Genomic DNA, 18,694 nt, shown 5'->3' on the forward strand with positions numbered 1-18,694 from the left:
CTTCTTTTAATGAAGATGGGTTCTTTTTTAATTTCAAATTCAATTATAGGACTAAAAGGTGTGCAACATTGAATATTACTCTATGACCTTATTTATTTGTAAGCTTCTAAAATTTAATAAACCTTGTCACCATTAAATATAGAATTTTTTACAACGACATAATCCACTGTACGAATTGCTTCAAGCTTTGTTCCGCCTGCGTAGGAAATGGAGGATTGTAGGTCTTGTTCCATTTCTATCAAGGTATCTTTTAAAGACCCTTTATGCTCCACATACATTTTCTTACCTTCTACATTTTTCTTTTCACCTTTTTGAAATTCTGAAGCGGATCCAAAGTATTCTTTGAATAGCTTGCCATCTTTTTCAAATGTTTCACCAGGTGATTCTTCATGCCCTGCAAACAAAGAACCAATCATAACCATAGTTGCTCCGAATCTGATAGATTTAGCAACATCTCCATGGGTACGAATTCCTCCATCAGCAATAATAGGCTTTGTTGCAGCCTTGGCGCACCAACGAAGCGCTGCAAGTTGCCAGCCTCCAGTACCAAAGCCTGTTTTAATTTTTGTAATGCATACTTTACCCGGTCCAATGCCCACTTTAGTAGCGTCAGCACCAGCATGTTCTAATTCTCTAACCGCTTCAGGTGTCCCCACATTTCCAGCAATAATAAAGCAGTCAGGTAAATGCTTCTTTATATGTTTAATCATCTCAATAACAGCATTTGAGTGACCATGGGCAATATCTATCGTAATGAAGTTCGGTATCAACGCTTCCGCTGCTAACTGTTCGATGAATCCATACTCATCCTCTTTTACTCCAACACTTATAGAGGAGATTAATCCGCGTTCTTTCATATCTTTTATAAAATGTTGACGCTTTTCTGGTTCAAATCGATGCATAATGTAGAAGTAACCATTTTCAGCCAAGTAAATTGCTATACTCTCATCTATAATAGTCTGCATGTTTGCAGGTACGACAGGCAATTTAAAAGTATGACCACCTAAAGTTACAGTTGTATCACATTCAGATCGACTGTTCACCACACATTTAGCCGGAATTAATTGAATATCTTCATAATCAAATACATTTTCCATAGTAACACCCCTAAATACGAATAATTACGTAGATTTAAATTAAAATTGTTCGTCCGTAGGCTAATTTACATTATTTCCGCAATATTGTCAATCCAAAATAAAGCAAAAGGTACGATGATAGAAAAAGTAGTGGCCTTATTTCTAGTACTACAAGGGCCGATGGATTTTATTAGAAGAAAAAGGATGTTGAACATTTCAGGTGGAATTTGTAAGCTGTTAGATGGAAATTTAGAAGTTGTTAGATGGAACATGAAAGTGGTTAGATGAAATATTAAAGCTGATAGATGAAACAAGAGACTGTTAGATGAAACATGAGAGTTGTTAGAAGAAATTTCAAAACTGTTAGATGAAATCCCAAAGTTGTTAGATAAAACAAGAAAGCTGTTAGATGAAAATCAAAAAGTGTTAGATGAAACCAGAAAATTTGTCAGATTAATAAAATAAATTATCCCACAGCTTAATATTAAACCACTAATAACCCTCTAAATAGAATGATATGCGCTAAAATGAACTTCGGGAAGGATTTTTTGACCTTAAGAAGTGCAAAATTGAACAAATATGCTCATTTTTAAAATAATTTGCTCTGTTAAAGATGAATGTTGGTAATAGAGTGCTTCACCAGCGAAGGTTGGAGAAAAAGGCGGAGACTCCAACGGGGCGCGATAGCGGAATACTTGCGAGGCCCCACACTCGCAGCCGAGGAGGATCTCGCACCGCCCCGTGGAACGCGTAGCCTTTAGCGGAAGTCAACAGCGGCGTTTAACAGAGTAAAAAATAAGCATAGAGTGCCAAAATCGCAGAAATTGCAACGAACTTAAGTTGTAGCTGTCGAACTATATTTCTACCTTAATATCGCCTTGTAAAAAAAAAAAACAAGTACTTTCCTCATATATTTTAATTTTTCGGAATAGTAAAAACAATAGAACTTTATTCATTTTTATAAATTATATTGCATAATTATGTACCTGTGTTAAAATACATTTATTCGAATAAACATACATATGGGATATTACTTGAAATAAAGTCGAGTTTGTTTCATAATGTTATTAAATTTTAATTTTCAGAAAATTAAGAGGGGGAAAATTATTGTGAAAAAGTGGTTATTGTTATTAATGAGTATTTTAGTAGTGGGATTATTGGCAGCATGTGGAACAAATGGTAATGATGAAGAAGGTACTGGAAGTGGAGACCAAACAGAAGATAAACAAGTTCTTCGCATGGGTACATCTGCTGACTATCCTCCATTTGAATATATTGATACGGAGGTAGGAGAAGAAATTATCGGTTTTGATATTGACCTTGCAAAAGCAATTACTGAAGAACTAGGCTATGAGCTTGAAGTGCAAGATATCGATTTTGGTAGTTTGATAACAGCGATGGACGCAGGGAACATCGATTTGATACTAGCAGGTATGACTCCAACGGAAGAACGTTTAGAGCAAGTGGACTTTACAGATATTTATTATGCTGCAAACCATATGCTTGTTTCACTGAAAGATAGTAATATTTCAAGTATTGAAGAATTAGAAGGTAAAACTGTTGGTGTACAACTTGGCTCTATTCAAGTAGACCAGGCGGAGGCAATTGCCGAAGAAGTTAATATTACTATCGAAAACCGTGATCGTATCCCACAATTGATTCAGGAATTAAAAGCAGGACGCATCGATGCAGCAATCATAGAAGATACAGTCATGAAGGGTTACCTTGAGAGCGATGAGGAATTAACAGGATTTACGCTTGACTCAGGTGAAGAAGGTTCTGCTATTGCTTTACCAAAAGACAGTGAGTTAACAGAAGAATTTAACCGCGTATTAGCCGAAATGAAAGAAAATGGTGAACTGGACGCATTGATTGTTAAGTGGTTTGGCGGCGAAGAAGAATAGTTTGTATAAAGTCAGAAGGGTAGAAACTTGCCCTTTTGATTTTGTTTTTTAACGTATTTTCGAGCGGAGAGGAATGGGAGCACTTGAATTTTGATTTTTTGGATTTTAGCGCGATAAGCGGGTCCACCACATTTATCCTTGAAGGGCTGAAAGTGACCTTGCAAGTGGTCTCTTTAGCAGGTATTTTAGGGTTTGTGATTGGAACCCTATTAGCACTATGTAAGATAGGAAGAATAAAAGTATTAACTATATTGGCTGATATTTATACATCTATCTTTCGTGGTACACCACTTGTACTTCAATTAATGATCATTTATTTTGGTCTTCCCCAGATGATCGGGATAAATTTTGAGCCTGTAACAGCTGCAGTTTTAGCATTCGGATTAAACTCCGGGGCTTATATCTCTGAAGTAATTCGAGCTGGTATCCTTGCTGTGGATAAAGGACAGAGGGAAGCAGCAATGGCATTGGGTGTTCCTTATCGTCAAATGATGAAGGATATTATTCTTCCGCAGGCACTAAAAAATATTTTACCAGCACTAATGAATGAATATATTACTCTAACAAAAGAATCTGCCATTGTAACAGTTATCGGTGTTATGGACGTGATGAGAAGATCCTATATGGTTGGTTCTAATACGTACGCTTATTTAGAGGCCTTTATATTTGCAGGGCTTGTCTATTATATACTGGTAATGATTCTTACACTCCTTGGCAAATTGCTTGAAAGGAGAATGAGACGCAGTGATTAAAATTGAGAATTTGCACAAATCGTTTGGTAAACTAGAGGTATTAAAAGATATCTCTACTCAAATAAAAGAAGGTGAAGTTGTGGCTATCATTGGTCCATCCGGATCAGGGAAATCCACTCTCCTTCGTTGCATGAATCTTCTCGAAGAACCTTCATCCGGACATATTTGGATCAAGGGGGAAGATGTGACAAATAAGAAGACGAACATCAACAAAGTGAGACAGAACTTAGGAATGGTATTTCAGCATTTTTATCTTTTTCCACATAAAACGGTTATGGAGAATTTAACCTATGCTCCCGTATCAGTAAAAGGGATGAATAAAAAAGATGCAGAAACGAAAGCAATGGACCTTCTTGAAAAAGTCGGTCTATTAGAAAAGGCGAAAGAATATCCAAATCGTCTTTCAGGTGGACAGAAGCAGCGAGTGGCCATCGCTCGAGCACTTGCTATGGACCCGGGAGTTATGCTATTTGATGAACCGACCTCAGCCCTTGATCCGGAAATGGTGAAAGAGGTGCTAGAGGTAATGAAAGCCTTAGCACATACAGGAATGACAATGGCGATTGTTACACATGAAATGGGCTTTGCCCGTGAAGTGGCGGACCGGGTATTATTCTTGGATGACGGTAAATTGGTAGAAGATGCCCCACCTGAAGAATTTTTTACGTCTCCGAAATCAGAACGTGCAAAGCTATTCTTAGAGAAGATGTTTTAGAATTAATGATACATAGCAGTGCTGTCGATGTAAAAATGACTGCATTGCTTTTTTGTACATTCAGAAGGTTATTCTTCGCTTTTCACATAATCCCCACTACAGTGACCCTTTCGTGAAATTAGTGGTAGCGTAAGTATCATAAAAGTAATAGTGGATACCTTTTTTTGTGGATAAAAACCAGGTTCCATATTGGAAATTACAACAAGAGAAATGTATAATTAGGACGCTATTTTGGAGCTATTCTAATTAAAGACGTGCTGGAAATATTGAGCTATGTTTGTTACGATGAAAACAGAAAAAGAAAAGGTGGTAACTACCAAATGACTCTGATGTTAAAACTATCTGACCACTTAATTCAAAATGCGGAAGCTTTGGCGTTAGAAGTAGTAGATAATGTATTGCAGCGTATGAATCTACATATTCCTAGGGAAGAAAAAGATCAGGCTGTCGCGATGTATGTTGAATTTTTGAAATATCTGGGAGATGAAATTGTAAATGAGGAAGAAAACATTCCGGATTTTCTAATTGAATGGAGCAAAAAAAACGCATTAAGACAAGTTTCTCCAACAGGTAAGATATCTGATATCGTTCTTCGTTACGGTCCTACTAGAATAGTTTTTATAGATATTATGACAAGAATCAGCATAGAATTTGGATTATCCATAAAGGACCATGCATTTATCCTCAAAAGAATTAATGCAATGTTGGATTCCAGTTTAAATGCAACTGTTCTTGGATTTGAACGTCTTTCTGAAGAATTTAAAGAAAAAACCAACAAAGAATTGGCCATATTGTCAGCGCCGATTGTACCGGTTAAAAGTGGTGTTGTTATTCTTCCTTTTATCGGTGAAATTGATCATAGCAGGGCAACCTATATTAAGGAGCATGTTATTCCTAAAATCGCCATGCAAGATGTTAACTGGGTGATTGCTGATTTTTCAGGCATTAATACGATTGATCGAGAAAATGCCTTACATCTCCATGAAATCGGAAATATGCTACGGTTAATGGGGATAAAAATAATTACTACAGGGATGCATCCCGAAACAGCGAGGGCAGCAGTACAAGCAGGCGTTAATCTTTCTAGCGTTAAGTCTTTTGTCAACGTTAAGACGGCATTAGAAAGTATATAAGGACGACTGTATTGTACAAATTTAGATTTTATTAAAAACCAAATTACTAAGTGATTTGGTTTTTAAAATGGGATTTTTTGTAATACTTGTTTCTTTAAATCCGTAGTTATAGTTAGGAGGGAAAGTAATGGAAAGAGTACAACCATTGCAAGTGGCAACCGCAACGTTTGGCATGGGTTGATTCTGGGGAACAGACGCCCGGTTCGGGTGGTTACCTGGAGTGATTAGGACAAGAGTAGGATATGCTGGTGGAACGAGCATATCCCCAACATATAAACAAATGGAGGACCATACCGAATGTCTGGAAATCGATTTTGACCAAACAATTATTAGCTTTGAAAAAATTGTTCGGCATTTCTGGGACTCGCATAACCCTAATAGGGGTACCTATAAAGGTCGCCAATACCTGTCTATTTTCTTGTACCGTAACGAAGAACAAAAGCAGGCACTATTGGATGTGAAGAAAACCTTAGAATATACTTCTAACAAAATGATTGAAACGGAAATCGTTCCTTTCAAAGTATTTACAATAGCCGAAGATCGGCACCAGAAATACTATCTTAAGCGTTACCATCATGCGATGGAACAGTTATATTCATACTTTACCACCCATGATACATTCAATGATTCAACTTTGGCAGCAAGGCTAAATAGTTTTGTAAAAGGATATGGCTCACTTTCTGGTTTGACAATTGAAATGAAAGATTGGGAATTAGACAAGGTTCAAAGAGAAAGATTATCAGAACTAATCAGAAAGATTCGATGGTAAATAAAAAGATGAGGCTAGCTTTTATAAGCAGCCTCATCTTTCTAAATTTACTGTTCATTTAGATTGCTCAAAAATTGATAATAATTATATTCTACTATTTGACTGGAGTAGTAGAATTTTTGGTTAACTTTAGCAATGATAGAATCAAGATATTCTTTTTCTACTTTCATCCCATCCTTACCTATAAACTCCTTCGTCTCAGCATTATATTTCCCTTTTTCTGTAATGAAGCTTTTATTCCTAAACAGAACGAGTGATTCGGCATCTGAAAAAACATCTACACCCATCAGCAACCTGGAATCATATTCCAAGCCGAGTAAATTGGAAACAGTAGGTAGGATATCAAGGCTTGAGACAGGCTTATCGATGACTGTTTTATCCATCCCTGTGGCATAAATTATTAAATCACTTTTATACAAGTCAAAATTCCGTTCTACGTCTTTTCCTTCAAATTCGTTAATCGTTTCAAAATCAAGTCCATAGGGATAATGGTCGGCACTGAGTACAATTAGGGTCTTTTCCATGATACCTGCTTTTTCTAACTCTTCTAAAAGATACGCCATTGCTTTGTCCAATTCAATTTGAGTTGCCAAGTATGCTTTTGCTTGATCAGTTAGCTTTAAGTGGCTTACAAATTCTTTATTTTTGGCTGCCATTTGATTTCCAGCGAAATTATATTCCAAGTGTCCGCTCATTGTCATGTAGTAGGCATGAAATGATTCTTCTGATATATACTCCTTTATTGATTGTTCCATCATCTCTAGATCAGAAGCTGGCCAGGTCTTTTTAATATTTAATCCATTTCCTATTCCCTTATAAACATATCCCATATTTGGATGCGATACGTGTCTGTCATAGTAGTCATACGTATGATTATGATAAGCAACTGTTTTGTAGCCAAGTTTTTTTAATTGGTTTCCTAAAACAAAAGGCACGTGATTTTCACCAGATTTCGAAAAACTCCATATTCCCGATTTTGGAATAAGTCCATTTAATGCAACATATTCCCCATCAGATGTGCTCACATCCCATAAAGGAACGTAGAAGTTTGAGAATTGATAACCCTCATGGACGAGTTTATGTAAAGTAGGGGTGATTTCTTCATTTACTGCATAAGGAGAAAAACCTTCTGCCGTAAGTAAAATCAAATTGTATCCATTGAATTTCCCGGTATACTCATTCTTTTTAGTAGGAGGTATTTTCGTAAAATATTGATGCATTCTTACTAAGGTCTCATTCTGCTCTTTGTCTATCAGCTTTTCAAAATCAATAGCCATCACATTGTATTCCTCTTTAGTAACTTCCAAACTGTCCTCTGATGAAGAATTCTGTTTAACGCGAGGCACCGAAACTACTAAAGGCTCTTCTAATACCAGGGACCAACCGGTTAGTGCTCTCTTAAAATCAATTCTCATACTAGTAAGCAAACCCAGCTTTTCTACCGATAAAATAGGCGAGCTATTGTTGAAATATAAGTCATAGGCGGAATTTTGCTCTCGTTCCCCATTTGCTACAATAAGCAAACTTAGAGAATGAAACATGATTGCCCCTAGTAACATGTATAAAATTAATCTGAAATTTGCTTTGCGAAAGCTGAATACCTTTCTTCCGTATACCAGAAGGAAAACAAAGGGAAGAAAGAATGGGAATATCCATAGCAGGTTAGCCCATACTGCTGCTACAATCTCCTTCCAGAAATCGAGCACTTGGACAGCATTCCCTGCCGAATAAAAGCTATAAAAAGTGCGAAAAAAATCATGGTATACCAATTGACTAGAATATAGAAATCCTAATAAAAACAAGATAATACCACTTATGATAAAACTAATGTCATCCTTGAAAACACTCCCTAGGACCGAAAATATAAACACAAGCGGTAAGGAAAACACGATGGAAAGAAACAGGCCAAATCCTGTTGTAATATTATGGGCATCCGTGGCTATTCTGAAAAACAACTCCAAAAAGAATAACGAAAAAATATAATAGCAAAGTAAATATAGTTTTCTTTTATCTTTCATTCTTTTAACCTCCAAACTAAAAAAATAACCATACTGTTTTTATAATTTTCTAACTATTTAAATTATACATCTTTCATCATAGACATATAACACTATTTATTGAATAGGTATTCTTTTTCTGAAAGTTTGCATAGAAAAACCTGGAAAACAAATAATAATGGTTATCTGAGTAAAGTGGAGGATCTTTATGAAATATATTAGCAAATCAATTCTCATCATCGTTTCCCTGTTATTATTTTTGCCAACAGGCGCATATGCAGAAAGACAAACTTACTCAACTAGAGAAGAGATTCCGGCAGCCTATAAATGGAAGCTTGAAGGCTTGTATTCATCCCAACAACAGTGGAAAAAAGATGTGAATAAAACAAAGAAAATGGCAGATAGGTTTTTTGAAAAAAAGAAGCCGATTGAAAATGACGAACAGATAAAATCACTTTTGGAAGATTATTTTGAACTCTATCGAGCTGTTGAAAATATCTATGTATACGCAAGGTTGAATCAGGATGTGGATATCAGTAATACAAAATCTCAAGAGCTGTCAGATGAAGCCCAAACAATGATGATGTATGTGGTGGAACGAACGGCTTGGTTGTCCAATGAGCTGCAAGCAGTGGATAAGAAAAAGTGGAATCGGTTACTGAAGAGTGAAAATCTGAAACCTTACCACTACTTTTTACAACAAACCTACAAGGAAAAAGATCATGCTTTACCAAATGAAATAGAACAGCTTTTAATCAAAACGATGCCGATTGTGAATGCACCAAGTGAGTTGTTTACTATGATGTCAAAGGACCTCGTTCTGCCATCATTTACGGTCAAGGATAAGGAATATTCGTTGAGTGCTCCACTTTATAGTGTTTATATGTCCAGCTCAGACCGGGAATTGAGAAAGGCTGCTTTTGAAACGTATTACCGTACTTTAGAAAATTACCAGGATACGTTTGCTTCCATGCTTGCCAACATCGTGAAGGCGAATAACTTTTTTGCTTCCACACGTAATTATTCGAATGCTTTAGAAGCACATGTCGTTGGAAGTGAGGTCGATCCAAAGGTTTATACACAGCTAATTGACACGGTGAGCGAGTATTTACCGCTGCTTCATAAGTATTTACAATTGAAAAAAGAATATATTGAGCTGGATTCATTACATATGTATGATCTATCAGCTCCTTCACCCTTTACAGCAGAAAAAGAAATCTCCTATGAAAAGGCAAAGAATATTGTGGTAAAAGGGCTAACTCCTTTAGGGGAGGCTTATCTAAAGACATTGTCTAAAGGCTTAGAAGAAAATTGGGTTGATGTGTACAGTACAAGAGGAAAGGCAACGGGTGCATACCAGATTGGTTCTTATGATGCACATCCGTTTGTCTTACTCAACTATCAAGGATTGCCAAGTGATGTTTTAACATTGGCACATGAGATGGGTCATGCCATGCATTCTCATTTATCAAATCAAGCACAGCCGTACCACGATGCAAGATATGTAACCTTCACGGCAGAGGTTTCTTCGACCTTACAAGAACATCTGCTGCATAAACAGTTGATGAGGGAAGCAAAGACAAGGGAGGAAAAATTGCATGCTCTCTATCAATATCTAGAGGATTTCCGGGTAACATTATTTCGCCAGACCCAGTTTGCGGAATTTGAGAAAATTATTCACGAAATGGCACAGAATGAACAGGTACTTCATGCAGATGCCTTGAAGAATGTCTATTATGACTTGAATAAAAAGTATTACGGAAATGGAATTGAGGTGGACAAGGGGATTGCGATGGAGTGGGCGAGGGTGCCACACTTTTTCCATTCCAGCTTCTATACCTATCAGTATGCAACCAGTTTTGCAGCTTCTGCTGCCTTAGCGCAACAACTAGAGGACGATGAGGAAGATACTCAAGAACGGGTTCTAAATGAACTATTCTCTTCAGGAGGTAGCCGACCACCACTTGAAATTCTAAAGCGGGCCGGTGTGGATATGAGCAAAAAAGCACCCCTTGAAGAAACAATGGTGCGTTATGAAAAGTTGATTGAACAATTCGAAGAGCTCTTAAATGAAGAATAACGAGAAAAGGGCATGGTAGATAATTGCCATTGCCCTGTTTTTTGATTTGAAAAACGTAGAAATAGTATAGCACCAAATTCTGAAAACACTGGAGATTATTTTAGTAGAAAAAGATAAAATTCGATCATACTGTCCCTCCTTGCTGTATTTTCCTTTCCGTTATGTATAAAATTAAGGAATAGATTAAGTAAGGAACAAAAGAAAGTCGGGAGAGCATCATAATGGGAAAATTCAAAATCGGCTATCGAACAGCCAAAACAGCACTTGGCACAGGGATTGCAATCAGTATTGCCCAACTGCTAGGATTAGATTTTTATGCCTCAGCAGGTATAATTGCGATACTCTGTATACAAAACACGAAAAGAAAATCGTTGCAGGTAGCTTCAGCCAGGTTTTTGGCTTGTGCATTAAGCCTGGTATTTGCCTACGTATTCTTTGAAGTGATCGGCTATCACCCAGTTGCAATCGGACTTTTATTACTCTTTTTTATTCCTGTAACAGTGATGCTGAAAATCACCGAAGGAATAGCTACGAGCTCTGTTATACTGCTCCATGTGTATTCTGTGGAAGAATACTCTCTTAGTCTTGTTGCTAATGAACTGAGCATCGTATCAATCGGAATAGGTGTAGCGCTAATTATGAATATTTATATGCCAAGTGTAGAGAGCGAGCTAAAACGGTTTCAGGAAGAAATCGAAGAAAAATTCACAAAGGTCTTCACTGAACTTGCCTTCTATTTAAGACACGGTGACAATGGCTGGGATGGCAAGGAAATTCCTCAAGCTGCCCAAGTGCTACGTGAAGCAAAAAGTCTCTCCTTTCGCGATGTCGAAAATCACTTTAAGCGCGAAGAAAATCATTATTATTTTTATTTTAAAATGAGAGAAAAGCAGTTAGATGTGATGGAGAGAATGCTGCCAATTGTTTCCTCCATTGAACAGCATGTGGAGCAGACGGAAATGATCGCTTTATTCATCGATGACTTGGCTGATTCGATTCATGCAGGGAATACTGCTTACCGATTTTTACAGCGTTTGCGTGAAATGAACGAATTGTTTCAGGAAATGCCATTACCAGAAACAAGGGAGGAATTCGAATCCAGAGCGTCTCTGCGACATCTCCTGAAAGAATTTGAGCAATATTTGATCCTTAAAAGTGAGTTTGCCGGATTAAAATCTGCCGCATGAATGAAAAAGGCATCTTTCAACCACACTACTCATAAAAGGTAGGTGGATGAAAGGTGTTTATTTTTGCTCTCATTTTTGCACTAGTGACTTCTCCTATTTGGCCGCTGGGACCAAATCCGTTGCCAGGAGATCCTTATATCATTGTTAACAAAAAGTCTAATGAATTAGCGTATTTTCATGAAGAACAGTTAAAAGAGGTTCACCCTGTCGCAACTGGAAAATCTATTGAATTGACACCGGAAGGCGAATTTAACATCATTGTGAAAGCAAAGAACCCATACTATCGTAAAAAAGACATTCGCGGGGGTGATCCGAAAAACCCTCTAGGTACACGGTGGATTGGATTTGATGCAGAAGACACAGACGGTCGTACCTACGGAGTTCACGGAACGAACTATCCCGAATCCATCGGTAGCTACGTTACCCAAGGCTGCATCCGCATGTTAAACGAAAAAGTGGAAGCACTGTTTGATCAAGTTCCTATCGGGACAAAGGTGTTGATAGTTAATAGCGATAAGTCTTTTGAGGTGTTGGGGAAGGAGAAAGGTGTTTATAGGGAATAAACCTAAAGCGTGGGTACTATCACGCTTTTTTTGTTGTTTGGAATATTATAAAGATTAGTTAAACCTTTTGTATGTTACGACTTATCCCGCCAAGTTACTTAAAGCAATATAGTGTGCCCACATTGGAAATATCTAAAATTCCTTTTTCCATTTAAATTCAAATGCAATATAATAGGTAATATATACCACGAAAGTAGTAGAAAAACAGAAAAGGAGTCTTGGATATAGCAGGATGGAAACAATTCTTCTTTATGGAATAGGAATTTATTTTGTGCTATTTACAAAAGAAGTAACAGAAAGAGGAATAAAGGAAATATCGAGGGCTTTATATAGAATATGATTGGGGGCAAGGTCATGAAAGTCATCAAAATTCTTCGTATAGGGATTCTTTTTTTATGTATAAGCTGGATAGGGAATCTCATCTACTTTTATAGTCAACAGTTGGCAGAACCAATTATTCTTAAACATTATTATGAATTGCCAATGAGTCCGCATTATCATTTTGAGCTATTTTATATAACAAATAAAAATGAGAAATCCGACATAACTTTTGTGGAATTTCCACAATTAGAATCACAAGAACTACAATATGTTATTACCAAACCTTTTGAAAATGAGGTAGAGCAATCCTTTAGTCACCATAAAATAAAAACACTTAACTTTCAGATGAGCGATGAGGAAACGCTCAAGGAGATCAAAGAAGATATCGTTATAAATGAAATTAGAGCATATTTTTCTAATGGAGAGGTTAGAAACTATTCTATTGGAGAAATCATTCTTTATAGAGATAGAGGACGATCTGCATTTGAGGGACACTTTGCCGGCAGTTCTAATTCGAATGAAGGCTTTGATTCAATTGTCGCCAAAGAAGATCTCATCGTAAATGACCTCCAATTCTCTTTTTTAGATAAGCTATCTAAAGGTATTAAATTAAGCTTGAATAAGGAAGAGGTAACTATAGACAAGGAAACATTACAACTAAACTCATTTCTTCCAAAAGAGTTTAAAAAAGGAGAAGAGCTTGAGCTTCACTATCAATTTCAATTTGGGGAAGATGACCTCAACCGCCACCATTTTTATGAAATAATCCCCAGATACATAGGTGAAACAGTGAATGGGGAACCGTTCAGTGATCGAATACATCTTCATTATCGTCCCTATATTTCAAAGAAGGAATTGCGGGAAATAATAGATACTACAAAGGATGATGGGGAATGAAAGGGATAAATAAAATAATATGGGGTTTAGTATTCGCTTTATTTAACATCAATTTTGGATTTATTAATCTTCTTCCAGACGTAATTGGATATGCGATGATTGCTTATGGGGCATCAGAATTAGGTTTTGAAAAGGCAAAAAAATGGGCGGTCTGGCTGGCTCTACTGTCCTTTCCATCTATTATTAATCTGAATGGCAATCTTTTAGAAGGAATTCAGATGACACCAATGTACTTTGCATCCACTATTTATCATGCCATAATCGTCCTTTTTCATATCGTTCTTATTTATGAGATCTTGAAAGCACTAATCAAACTGGCTGAGCAAAAAGGATTAGAGACCATTGTAGGAAAAGCAAAAAAGAGAATAAATCAGTACACAATCATTACCATTATTTATCTAGTTGGAATGTCCTTTGTTATAAATATGGATGAATTGATTAGCTTAACCTTTCTTGTCTTAATCAGTGTTCTTATCTTCATTATGGAGATTATCATCATCTTCTTAATCAGGGAGTTTAGTAGATTATTAGTTGAATAGAAAAACCGAGCCGTAAAAAAGCGGCTCGGTTTATCGTATATTAGAAAAACATGGATGCTCCAGCAAGTAGGGTAGTTATTAGCATAACGCCAATCATAAGATAGACGATTACTTTTTGCATTTTGCGGTTCATTGAGTTTAGTCACTCCTCATTCTATGTGCTTCTCCTATTGTACATGGAATCTTGTCCTTTCTCAAGTTGAATCTCTAGATAATAAAGGAAGGATTTTTGCAGAATTAGTCGAAATAATATAGAGTCATAGATAGGACAGACAACAAGGGGGATGAACATGATTAAAAATGTGAATCATATCGGGATTGCGGTCAAATCAATTGAGACAGCGCTTCCATTTTATACAGAAACATTAGGTCTTAGCTTTGAATCTGTTGAGCATGTGGCAAGTCAGCGTGTCCGAGTTGCTTTTATTGATGCAGGAAATTGTAAGTTTGAATTGCTTGAGGCGACCTCACCGGAAAGTCCTATAGCAAAATTTATTGAAAAAAGAGGGGAAGGCATTCACCACGTTGCTTTAAGTGTGGAGAATATTGAAGAACGTATTCAGGAAATGATAGACAAAGGAATTCCAATGATCGATTCTACTTCGCGAATCGGAGCAGGCGGCGCCAATATTGCTTTTATGCATCCAAGAGCAAGTAACGGTATGCTGATGGAATTTTGTGAAAAGGCGGCGACGAACAATGACAATTGATATTTACGATAAAATTAATGAACTATACGACAAGCGCCGCGAAGTGGAACTTGGCGGGGGCGACGACCGAATTGATAAGCAGCATGAAAAAGGAAAGCTAACAGCAAGGGAACGTATTGAACTTCTTGTCGATGAAGGATCCTTTGTTGAGCTCAATCCTTTTATTGAACACCGATGCAACGATTTTGGTCTGCAAGGAAAAAAGGGTCCTGGAGATGGCGTGGTAACGGGTTACGGGAAGGTAAACGGAAAACCTATTTACCTATTTTCACAGGATTTCACCGTGTTTGGCGGAGCTTTAGGGGAAATGCATGCGAAAAAGATTGCAAACGTCATGGACATGGCTGCGAAGAATGGGGCTCCGATTGTCGGCTTGAATGATTCCGGCGGTGCACGTATTCAAGAGGGCGTCCTTTCCTTGGACGGCTATGGCCATATTTTTTATCGGAACTCCATTTACTCTGGCGTGATTCCTCAAATTTCTGTCATTATGGGACCATGTGCAGGCGGGGCAGTTTATTCTCCCGCTATTACCGATTTTGTGTTTATGGTGGAGAAAACAAGTCAAATGTTTATTACCGGACCAAAGGTAATTGAAACAGTTACGGGGGAGAAAATCAGTTCAGAAGGACTAGGGGGAGCAAAGGTACATAACTCCATTAGCGGAAACGCACATTTTTCTCATTCATCTGAAGAGGAAGTACTGGCACAGGTAAGGAAATTGCTTAGCTATCTTCCACAAAATAACGAAGAAAAAGCAGATAGAATCTCATGTGAAGAAGGAAATGATTATCGCCCAAATCTAACCGATGCCATTCCTTTTGATGCAATCCGCCCATATGATGTGAGAGTTGTCATCAATCAAGTAGTGGATGAAGGATCTTTCATGGAAGTTCACAAAGATTTCGCCAAGAATATTGTTGTTGGTCTTGCAAGACTAAAAGGCGAAGTGGTAGGGCTTGTATGTAATCAGCCCAAAGTGATGGCTGGGGGTCTCGATATTGATTCTTCGGACAAGGCGGCAAGGTTTATTCGCTTTTGTGATTCGTTCAATATTCCGATTATCACCTTTGAAGATGTAACAGGTTTCTTTCCAGGCATAAAACAAGAACATGGAGGAATTATTCGCCATGGAGCTAAAATCTTGTATGCTTATTCAGAAGCAACCGTTCCTAAGCTTACCGTCATACTACGAAAAGCATACGGCGGTGCGTATGTAGCACTGAACAGCAAATCGATCGGTGCCGACCTTGTATTTGCATGGCCTAATGCTGAAATAGCTGTAATGGGTCCACAAGGAGCAGCAAATATAATCTTTGCTCGTGAAATTAATGAAAGTGAAAACCCGGAAGAAACAAGAGCGCAAAAAATCGAAGAATACCGCGAAAAGTTTGCTAATCCTTATGTTGCAGCAAGCCAGGGAATGGTTGATGATGTGATTGACCCTAGAGAAACAAGAATTAAACTAATTCAATCTCTCGAAATGCTGCGTAATAAGAAAGAATCCAGACCGTTTAAAAAGCATGGTAATATCCCGTTGTAATTGATGAAGATAGCAGGGCTGGCTGCTATCTTCTTTTAAGAGAAAGGAAGAAGCGTGATGGTTCATTTAGTAAAGGTAAAACAGGAAGAAGAAGAGAGTCTTCAGCACTTGATTCAATTTTATATTTACGAGTTTACCAGATTTTTAGAAGAAATAACGCTAGAGAACAATGGAACCTACAAACCATTTGACTTGAAAAAGTACTGGGAGGAACCTCAGTATCATGCTTTTTTCATTAAAATTGAAGAAGAATTGGCAGGCTTTGCTTTAATTGAAGAAGGTACAGCTGAAAGTCCTCATAGTATTGAAGAGTTTTTTGTCATCCGTAAATACCACGGCAGAGGACTTGGAAGAATAGCCGCCCAAAAATTATTTTCAATGTTTGAAGGAAAATGGAAGGTGGTTCAAATTCAAAATAACTACCCTGCCCAGGCGTTTTGGAGAAAAACAATTCAGGAATTCACTAATAACTGCTATAAAGAGCATTATGATGAATATAGACGCTCCGTTCAGGAGTTTGATACATTCACTTTAAATGAGGAAGATGCCTCAAAAGGAAAAAATCTTTCAAATAGGTTATAATAGAATAGGAATCAAAATGCAGTAGGAGGTACATACATATGATAAACAAAGATAGACTGATTGAAGAGTTTTTAGAATTAGTTCAGGTGGATTCAGAAACAAAGTTTGAAGCAGAAATCTGCAAAGTTTTAAAAGAGAAGTTCACTGCACTAGGAGTCAAGGTAGTGGAAGATGACACAATGGGTCAAACTGGCCACGGTGCAGGTAATCTTATCTGTACATTGGAAGGAACAAAAGAAGGTGTAGATACCATCTACTTCACGTCGCACATGGATACGGTTGTTCCCGGAAAAGGAATTAAGCCCTCCATACAGGACGGATACATTGTAACAGATGGAACGACAATCCTTGGAGCAGATGATAAGGCTGGACTAGCAGCAATGTTAGAAGCAGTCAAAGTGTTAAAGGAAAACAACATTGAGCATGGAACAATCGAATTTATCATTACAGCAGGTGAAGAATCTGGCCTAGTGGGGGCAAAAGCACTTGACCCAGCAATGGTTACTGCAAAATACGGTTTCGCGTTGGATAGTGACGGTACAGTAGGAAATATTATCGTAGCAGCTCCAACTCAAGCGAAAGTAAAAGCAACAATTCTTGGTAAAACAGCCCATGCTGGAGTTGCGCCGGAAAAGGGAGTTTCAGCAATTACGATTGCAGCAAAATCGATTGCGAAAATGCCACTTGGCCGTATTGATGAAGAAACGACAGCGAACATAGGTCGTTTTGAAGGCGGAGGCCCAACAAATATCGTTTGTGATCGCGTGGATATATTGGCGGAGGCACGCTCTTTAGTTCCTGAAAAAATGGAAGCACAAGTTGCAAAAATGAAGGAAGCATTTGAAACTTGTGCTGCTGACATGGGTGGTCGAGCAGAAGTTCAAATTGACGTAATGTACCCAGGCTTCAAATTTGCTGACGGTGACCATGTAGTAGAGGTTGCAAAGCGTGCAGTTTCTTCAATCGGTCGAACACCTGAATTGAAAACAAGTGGCGGTGGAAGTGATGCGAACGTGATTGCAGGCTTTGGAGTGCCAACTGTCAACTTAGCTGTTGGGTATGAAGAAATCCATACAACAAACGAAAGAATGCCAATTGAGGAACTCGTTAAAACAACCGAGCTGGTTGTAAGCATAATGAAGGAAGTAGCAAAGTAAAAAAGGAAGCTTGGTGAGAATGCCAAGCTTTTTTGTCATCCTTCCTTTATAATAATGGCAGTGATCGAATTGATTGTTGCTTTTACGTAAGCGGGTACAACCCGTTACAATCGTTACAATCGTTACAATCGTTGCTGTCGTGCTCTTTTGCTGATAAATTAAAAAATCTCTCTTAATTTTGATTGAATAGGACAGTAGAAAATTCAAATACCGATTTTTTACGGGCTTGTAGCAACAATCTGTACGAAAAGAGCCTTAATAATAGAAAAGAATGGATAGGGGATTATAAGTCATGGAATCGAACAAACTAGTAATTTTCCAGGTTAATGAAGAAGAGTATGGGATACCAGTAGAGCAAGTGATTTCCATTGAAAAGTTACAAGACATTACTCCAATTCCAGAAATGCCTGTATATATTAATGGCCTTATGAAAGTTAGAAATGAATTAATTCCAGTTCTGGATACAAATCAGTTACTATTTTCATCTGATATTCAGAAGAGCGATAAAACTAGATTAATAGTAGTGCAAACAACAGATCTATTAGTTGGCTTCTTAGTGGAAGATGCGAAGGAAATTCTTGATGTCAAACTGGAAAACATTCAGCCGCTTAGTATTATAGCAACTGCGAAATCCTCCTATATTAGTGGGATGGTAAACCTGGAAAAAAGGCTAATTGCGATTATTGATCCTGGCAAATTGGTAAAAAGTCTGGCGGAACTGGATGAGATTAAAGAGGAAGTAGAAAATCAATTGGCAGTTAAAGAATAG

General features: G+C 37.6%; 18 protein-coding genes and 1 pseudogene. 16 read left to right on the forward strand and 3 right to left on the reverse strand.

Translation table 11 applies throughout. The annotated features are described in order from the left end of the window. Positions 1 to 113: 113 nt before the first annotated feature. Positions 114 to 1,097: a GMP reductase gene (gene guaC / locus K9B36_RS11660; RefSeq protein ID WP_223702247.1), complete on the reverse strand. Its 984-nt coding sequence runs from the start codon at positions 1,095 to 1,097 to the stop codon at positions 114 to 116. Positions 1,098 to 1,211: 114 nt separating this feature from the next. On the opposite strand from guaC, the gene K9B36_RS11665 reads away from it, so the two are divergent. The 6 genes and pseudogenes from K9B36_RS11665 to K9B36_RS11690 form a co-directional block, all read left to right on the forward strand. Then, complete coding sequence (locus K9B36_RS11665; protein WP_223702248.1) at positions 1,212 to 1,364, forward strand: hypothetical protein; 153 nt, start codon at positions 1,212 to 1,214, stop codon at positions 1,362 to 1,364. A gap of 845 nt (positions 1,365 to 2,209) precedes the next feature. Next, a complete protein-coding gene (locus K9B36_RS11670) occupies positions 2,210 to 2,980 on the forward strand; it encodes a transporter substrate-binding domain-containing protein (RefSeq protein ID WP_263399350.1) in 771 nt (256 codons plus the stop codon). An 83-nt stretch (positions 2,981 to 3,063) separates the two neighbouring features. Next, on the forward strand, positions 3,064 to 3,732 hold the full coding sequence (locus K9B36_RS11675) for an amino acid ABC transporter permease (protein ID WP_317889874.1): 669 nt from the start codon (positions 3,064 to 3,066) through the stop codon (positions 3,730 to 3,732). Then, positions 3,725 to 4,447 carry an amino acid ABC transporter ATP-binding protein gene (locus K9B36_RS11680; protein WP_223702252.1) on the forward strand — a complete coding sequence of 241 codons (723 nt, stop codon included), beginning with the start codon at positions 3,725 to 3,727 and terminating at the stop codon, positions 4,445 to 4,447. Before K9B36_RS11675 ends, K9B36_RS11680 begins: the two co-directional genes overlap by 8 nt. 320 nt (positions 4,448 to 4,767) lie before the next feature. Next, positions 4,768 to 5,580, forward strand: coding sequence for an STAS domain-containing protein (locus K9B36_RS11685; RefSeq protein ID WP_223702253.1), 813 nt, complete (start codon positions 4,768 to 4,770; stop codon positions 5,578 to 5,580). A gap of 193 nt (positions 5,581 to 5,773) precedes the next feature. Continuing rightward, positions 5,774 to 6,349 (forward strand): annotated as a pseudogene (locus K9B36_RS11690) (peptide-methionine (S)-S-oxide reductase MsrA); the annotation flags it as partial. 47 nt (positions 6,350 to 6,396) lie between these two features. Here the strand turns inward: K9B36_RS11690 and K9B36_RS11695 are convergent. Then, entirely contained in the window at positions 6,397 to 8,367 is a 1,971-nt protein-coding gene (locus K9B36_RS11695; protein ID WP_223702255.1) for an LTA synthase family protein, read from the reverse strand. Between the two features lie 187 nt (positions 8,368 to 8,554). On the opposite strand from K9B36_RS11695, the gene pepF reads away from it, so the two are divergent. The 5 genes from pepF to K9B36_RS11720 all read left to right on the forward strand — a co-directional run bounded on the left by pepF (position 8,555) and on the right by K9B36_RS11720 (position 13,933). After that, positions 8,555 to 10,426: an oligoendopeptidase F gene (pepF, locus tag K9B36_RS11700; protein ID WP_223702256.1), complete on the forward strand. Its 1,872-nt coding sequence runs from the start codon at positions 8,555 to 8,557 to the stop codon at positions 10,424 to 10,426. Positions 10,427 to 10,647: 221 nt separating this feature from the next. Next, on the forward strand, positions 10,648 to 11,613 hold the full coding sequence (locus K9B36_RS11705; protein WP_223702257.1) for an aromatic acid exporter family protein: 966 nt from the start codon (positions 10,648 to 10,650) through the stop codon (positions 11,611 to 11,613). A gap of 53 nt (positions 11,614 to 11,666) precedes the next feature. After that, positions 11,667 to 12,176, forward strand: a complete 510-nt coding sequence (locus K9B36_RS11710; RefSeq protein WP_223702258.1) for a L,D-transpeptidase — start codon at positions 11,667 to 11,669, stop codon at positions 12,174 to 12,176. A gap of 354 nt (positions 12,177 to 12,530) precedes the next feature. Next, the gene (locus K9B36_RS11715; protein ID WP_223702259.1) at positions 12,531 to 13,394 is read left to right on the forward strand and encodes a hypothetical protein; all 864 of its coding nucleotides are present in this window, start codon (positions 12,531 to 12,533) and stop codon (positions 13,392 to 13,394) included. Then, positions 13,391 to 13,933, forward strand: coding sequence for a hypothetical protein (locus K9B36_RS11720; protein ID WP_223702261.1), 543 nt, complete (start codon positions 13,391 to 13,393; stop codon positions 13,931 to 13,933). Before K9B36_RS11715 ends, K9B36_RS11720 begins: the two co-directional genes overlap by 4 nt. Positions 13,934 to 13,973: 40 nt before the next feature. Here the strand turns inward: K9B36_RS11720 and prli42 are convergent, their stop codons facing one another. Beyond that, positions 13,974 to 14,066, reverse strand: coding sequence for a stressosome-associated protein Prli42 (gene prli42 / locus K9B36_RS11725; protein ID WP_223702263.1), 93 nt, complete (start codon positions 14,064 to 14,066; stop codon positions 13,974 to 13,976). 157 nt (positions 14,067 to 14,223) lie between these two features. Between prli42 and mce the strand changes: the two genes are divergently transcribed. From mce to K9B36_RS11750, 5 genes are all read left to right on the forward strand, one after another. Beyond that, positions 14,224 to 14,643 carry a methylmalonyl-CoA epimerase gene (gene mce, locus K9B36_RS11730; RefSeq protein ID WP_223702265.1) on the forward strand — a complete coding sequence of 140 codons (420 nt, stop codon included), beginning with the start codon at positions 14,224 to 14,226 and terminating at the stop codon, positions 14,641 to 14,643. Next, a complete protein-coding gene (locus K9B36_RS11735) occupies positions 14,639 to 16,186 on the forward strand; it encodes an acyl-CoA carboxylase subunit beta (RefSeq protein WP_399201856.1) in 1,548 nt (515 codons plus the stop codon). The genes mce and K9B36_RS11735 overlap by 5 nt, the downstream gene beginning before the upstream one ends. 57 nt (positions 16,187 to 16,243) lie before the next feature. Further along, positions 16,244 to 16,768 (forward strand): GNAT family N-acetyltransferase, encoded by a 525-nt coding sequence (locus K9B36_RS11740; RefSeq protein ID WP_223702269.1) that lies wholly within the window; start codon positions 16,244 to 16,246, stop codon positions 16,766 to 16,768. Positions 16,769 to 16,806: 38 nt separating this feature from the next. Beyond that, positions 16,807 to 17,925 carry a tripeptidase T gene (locus K9B36_RS11745; RefSeq protein WP_223702271.1) on the forward strand — a complete coding sequence of 373 codons (1,119 nt, stop codon included), beginning with the start codon at positions 16,807 to 16,809 and terminating at the stop codon, positions 17,923 to 17,925. Between the two features lie 292 nt (positions 17,926 to 18,217). Beyond that, complete coding sequence (locus K9B36_RS11750) at positions 18,218 to 18,694, forward strand: chemotaxis protein CheW (RefSeq protein ID WP_223702273.1); 477 nt, start codon at positions 18,218 to 18,220, stop codon at positions 18,692 to 18,694.

The sequence above is a fragment of the Sutcliffiella deserti genome, from assembly GCF_020037475.1.
In the GTDB taxonomy this organism is placed as follows: Bacteria; Bacillota; Bacilli; order Bacillales; family Bacillaceae_I; genus Sutcliffiella_A; species Sutcliffiella_A deserti.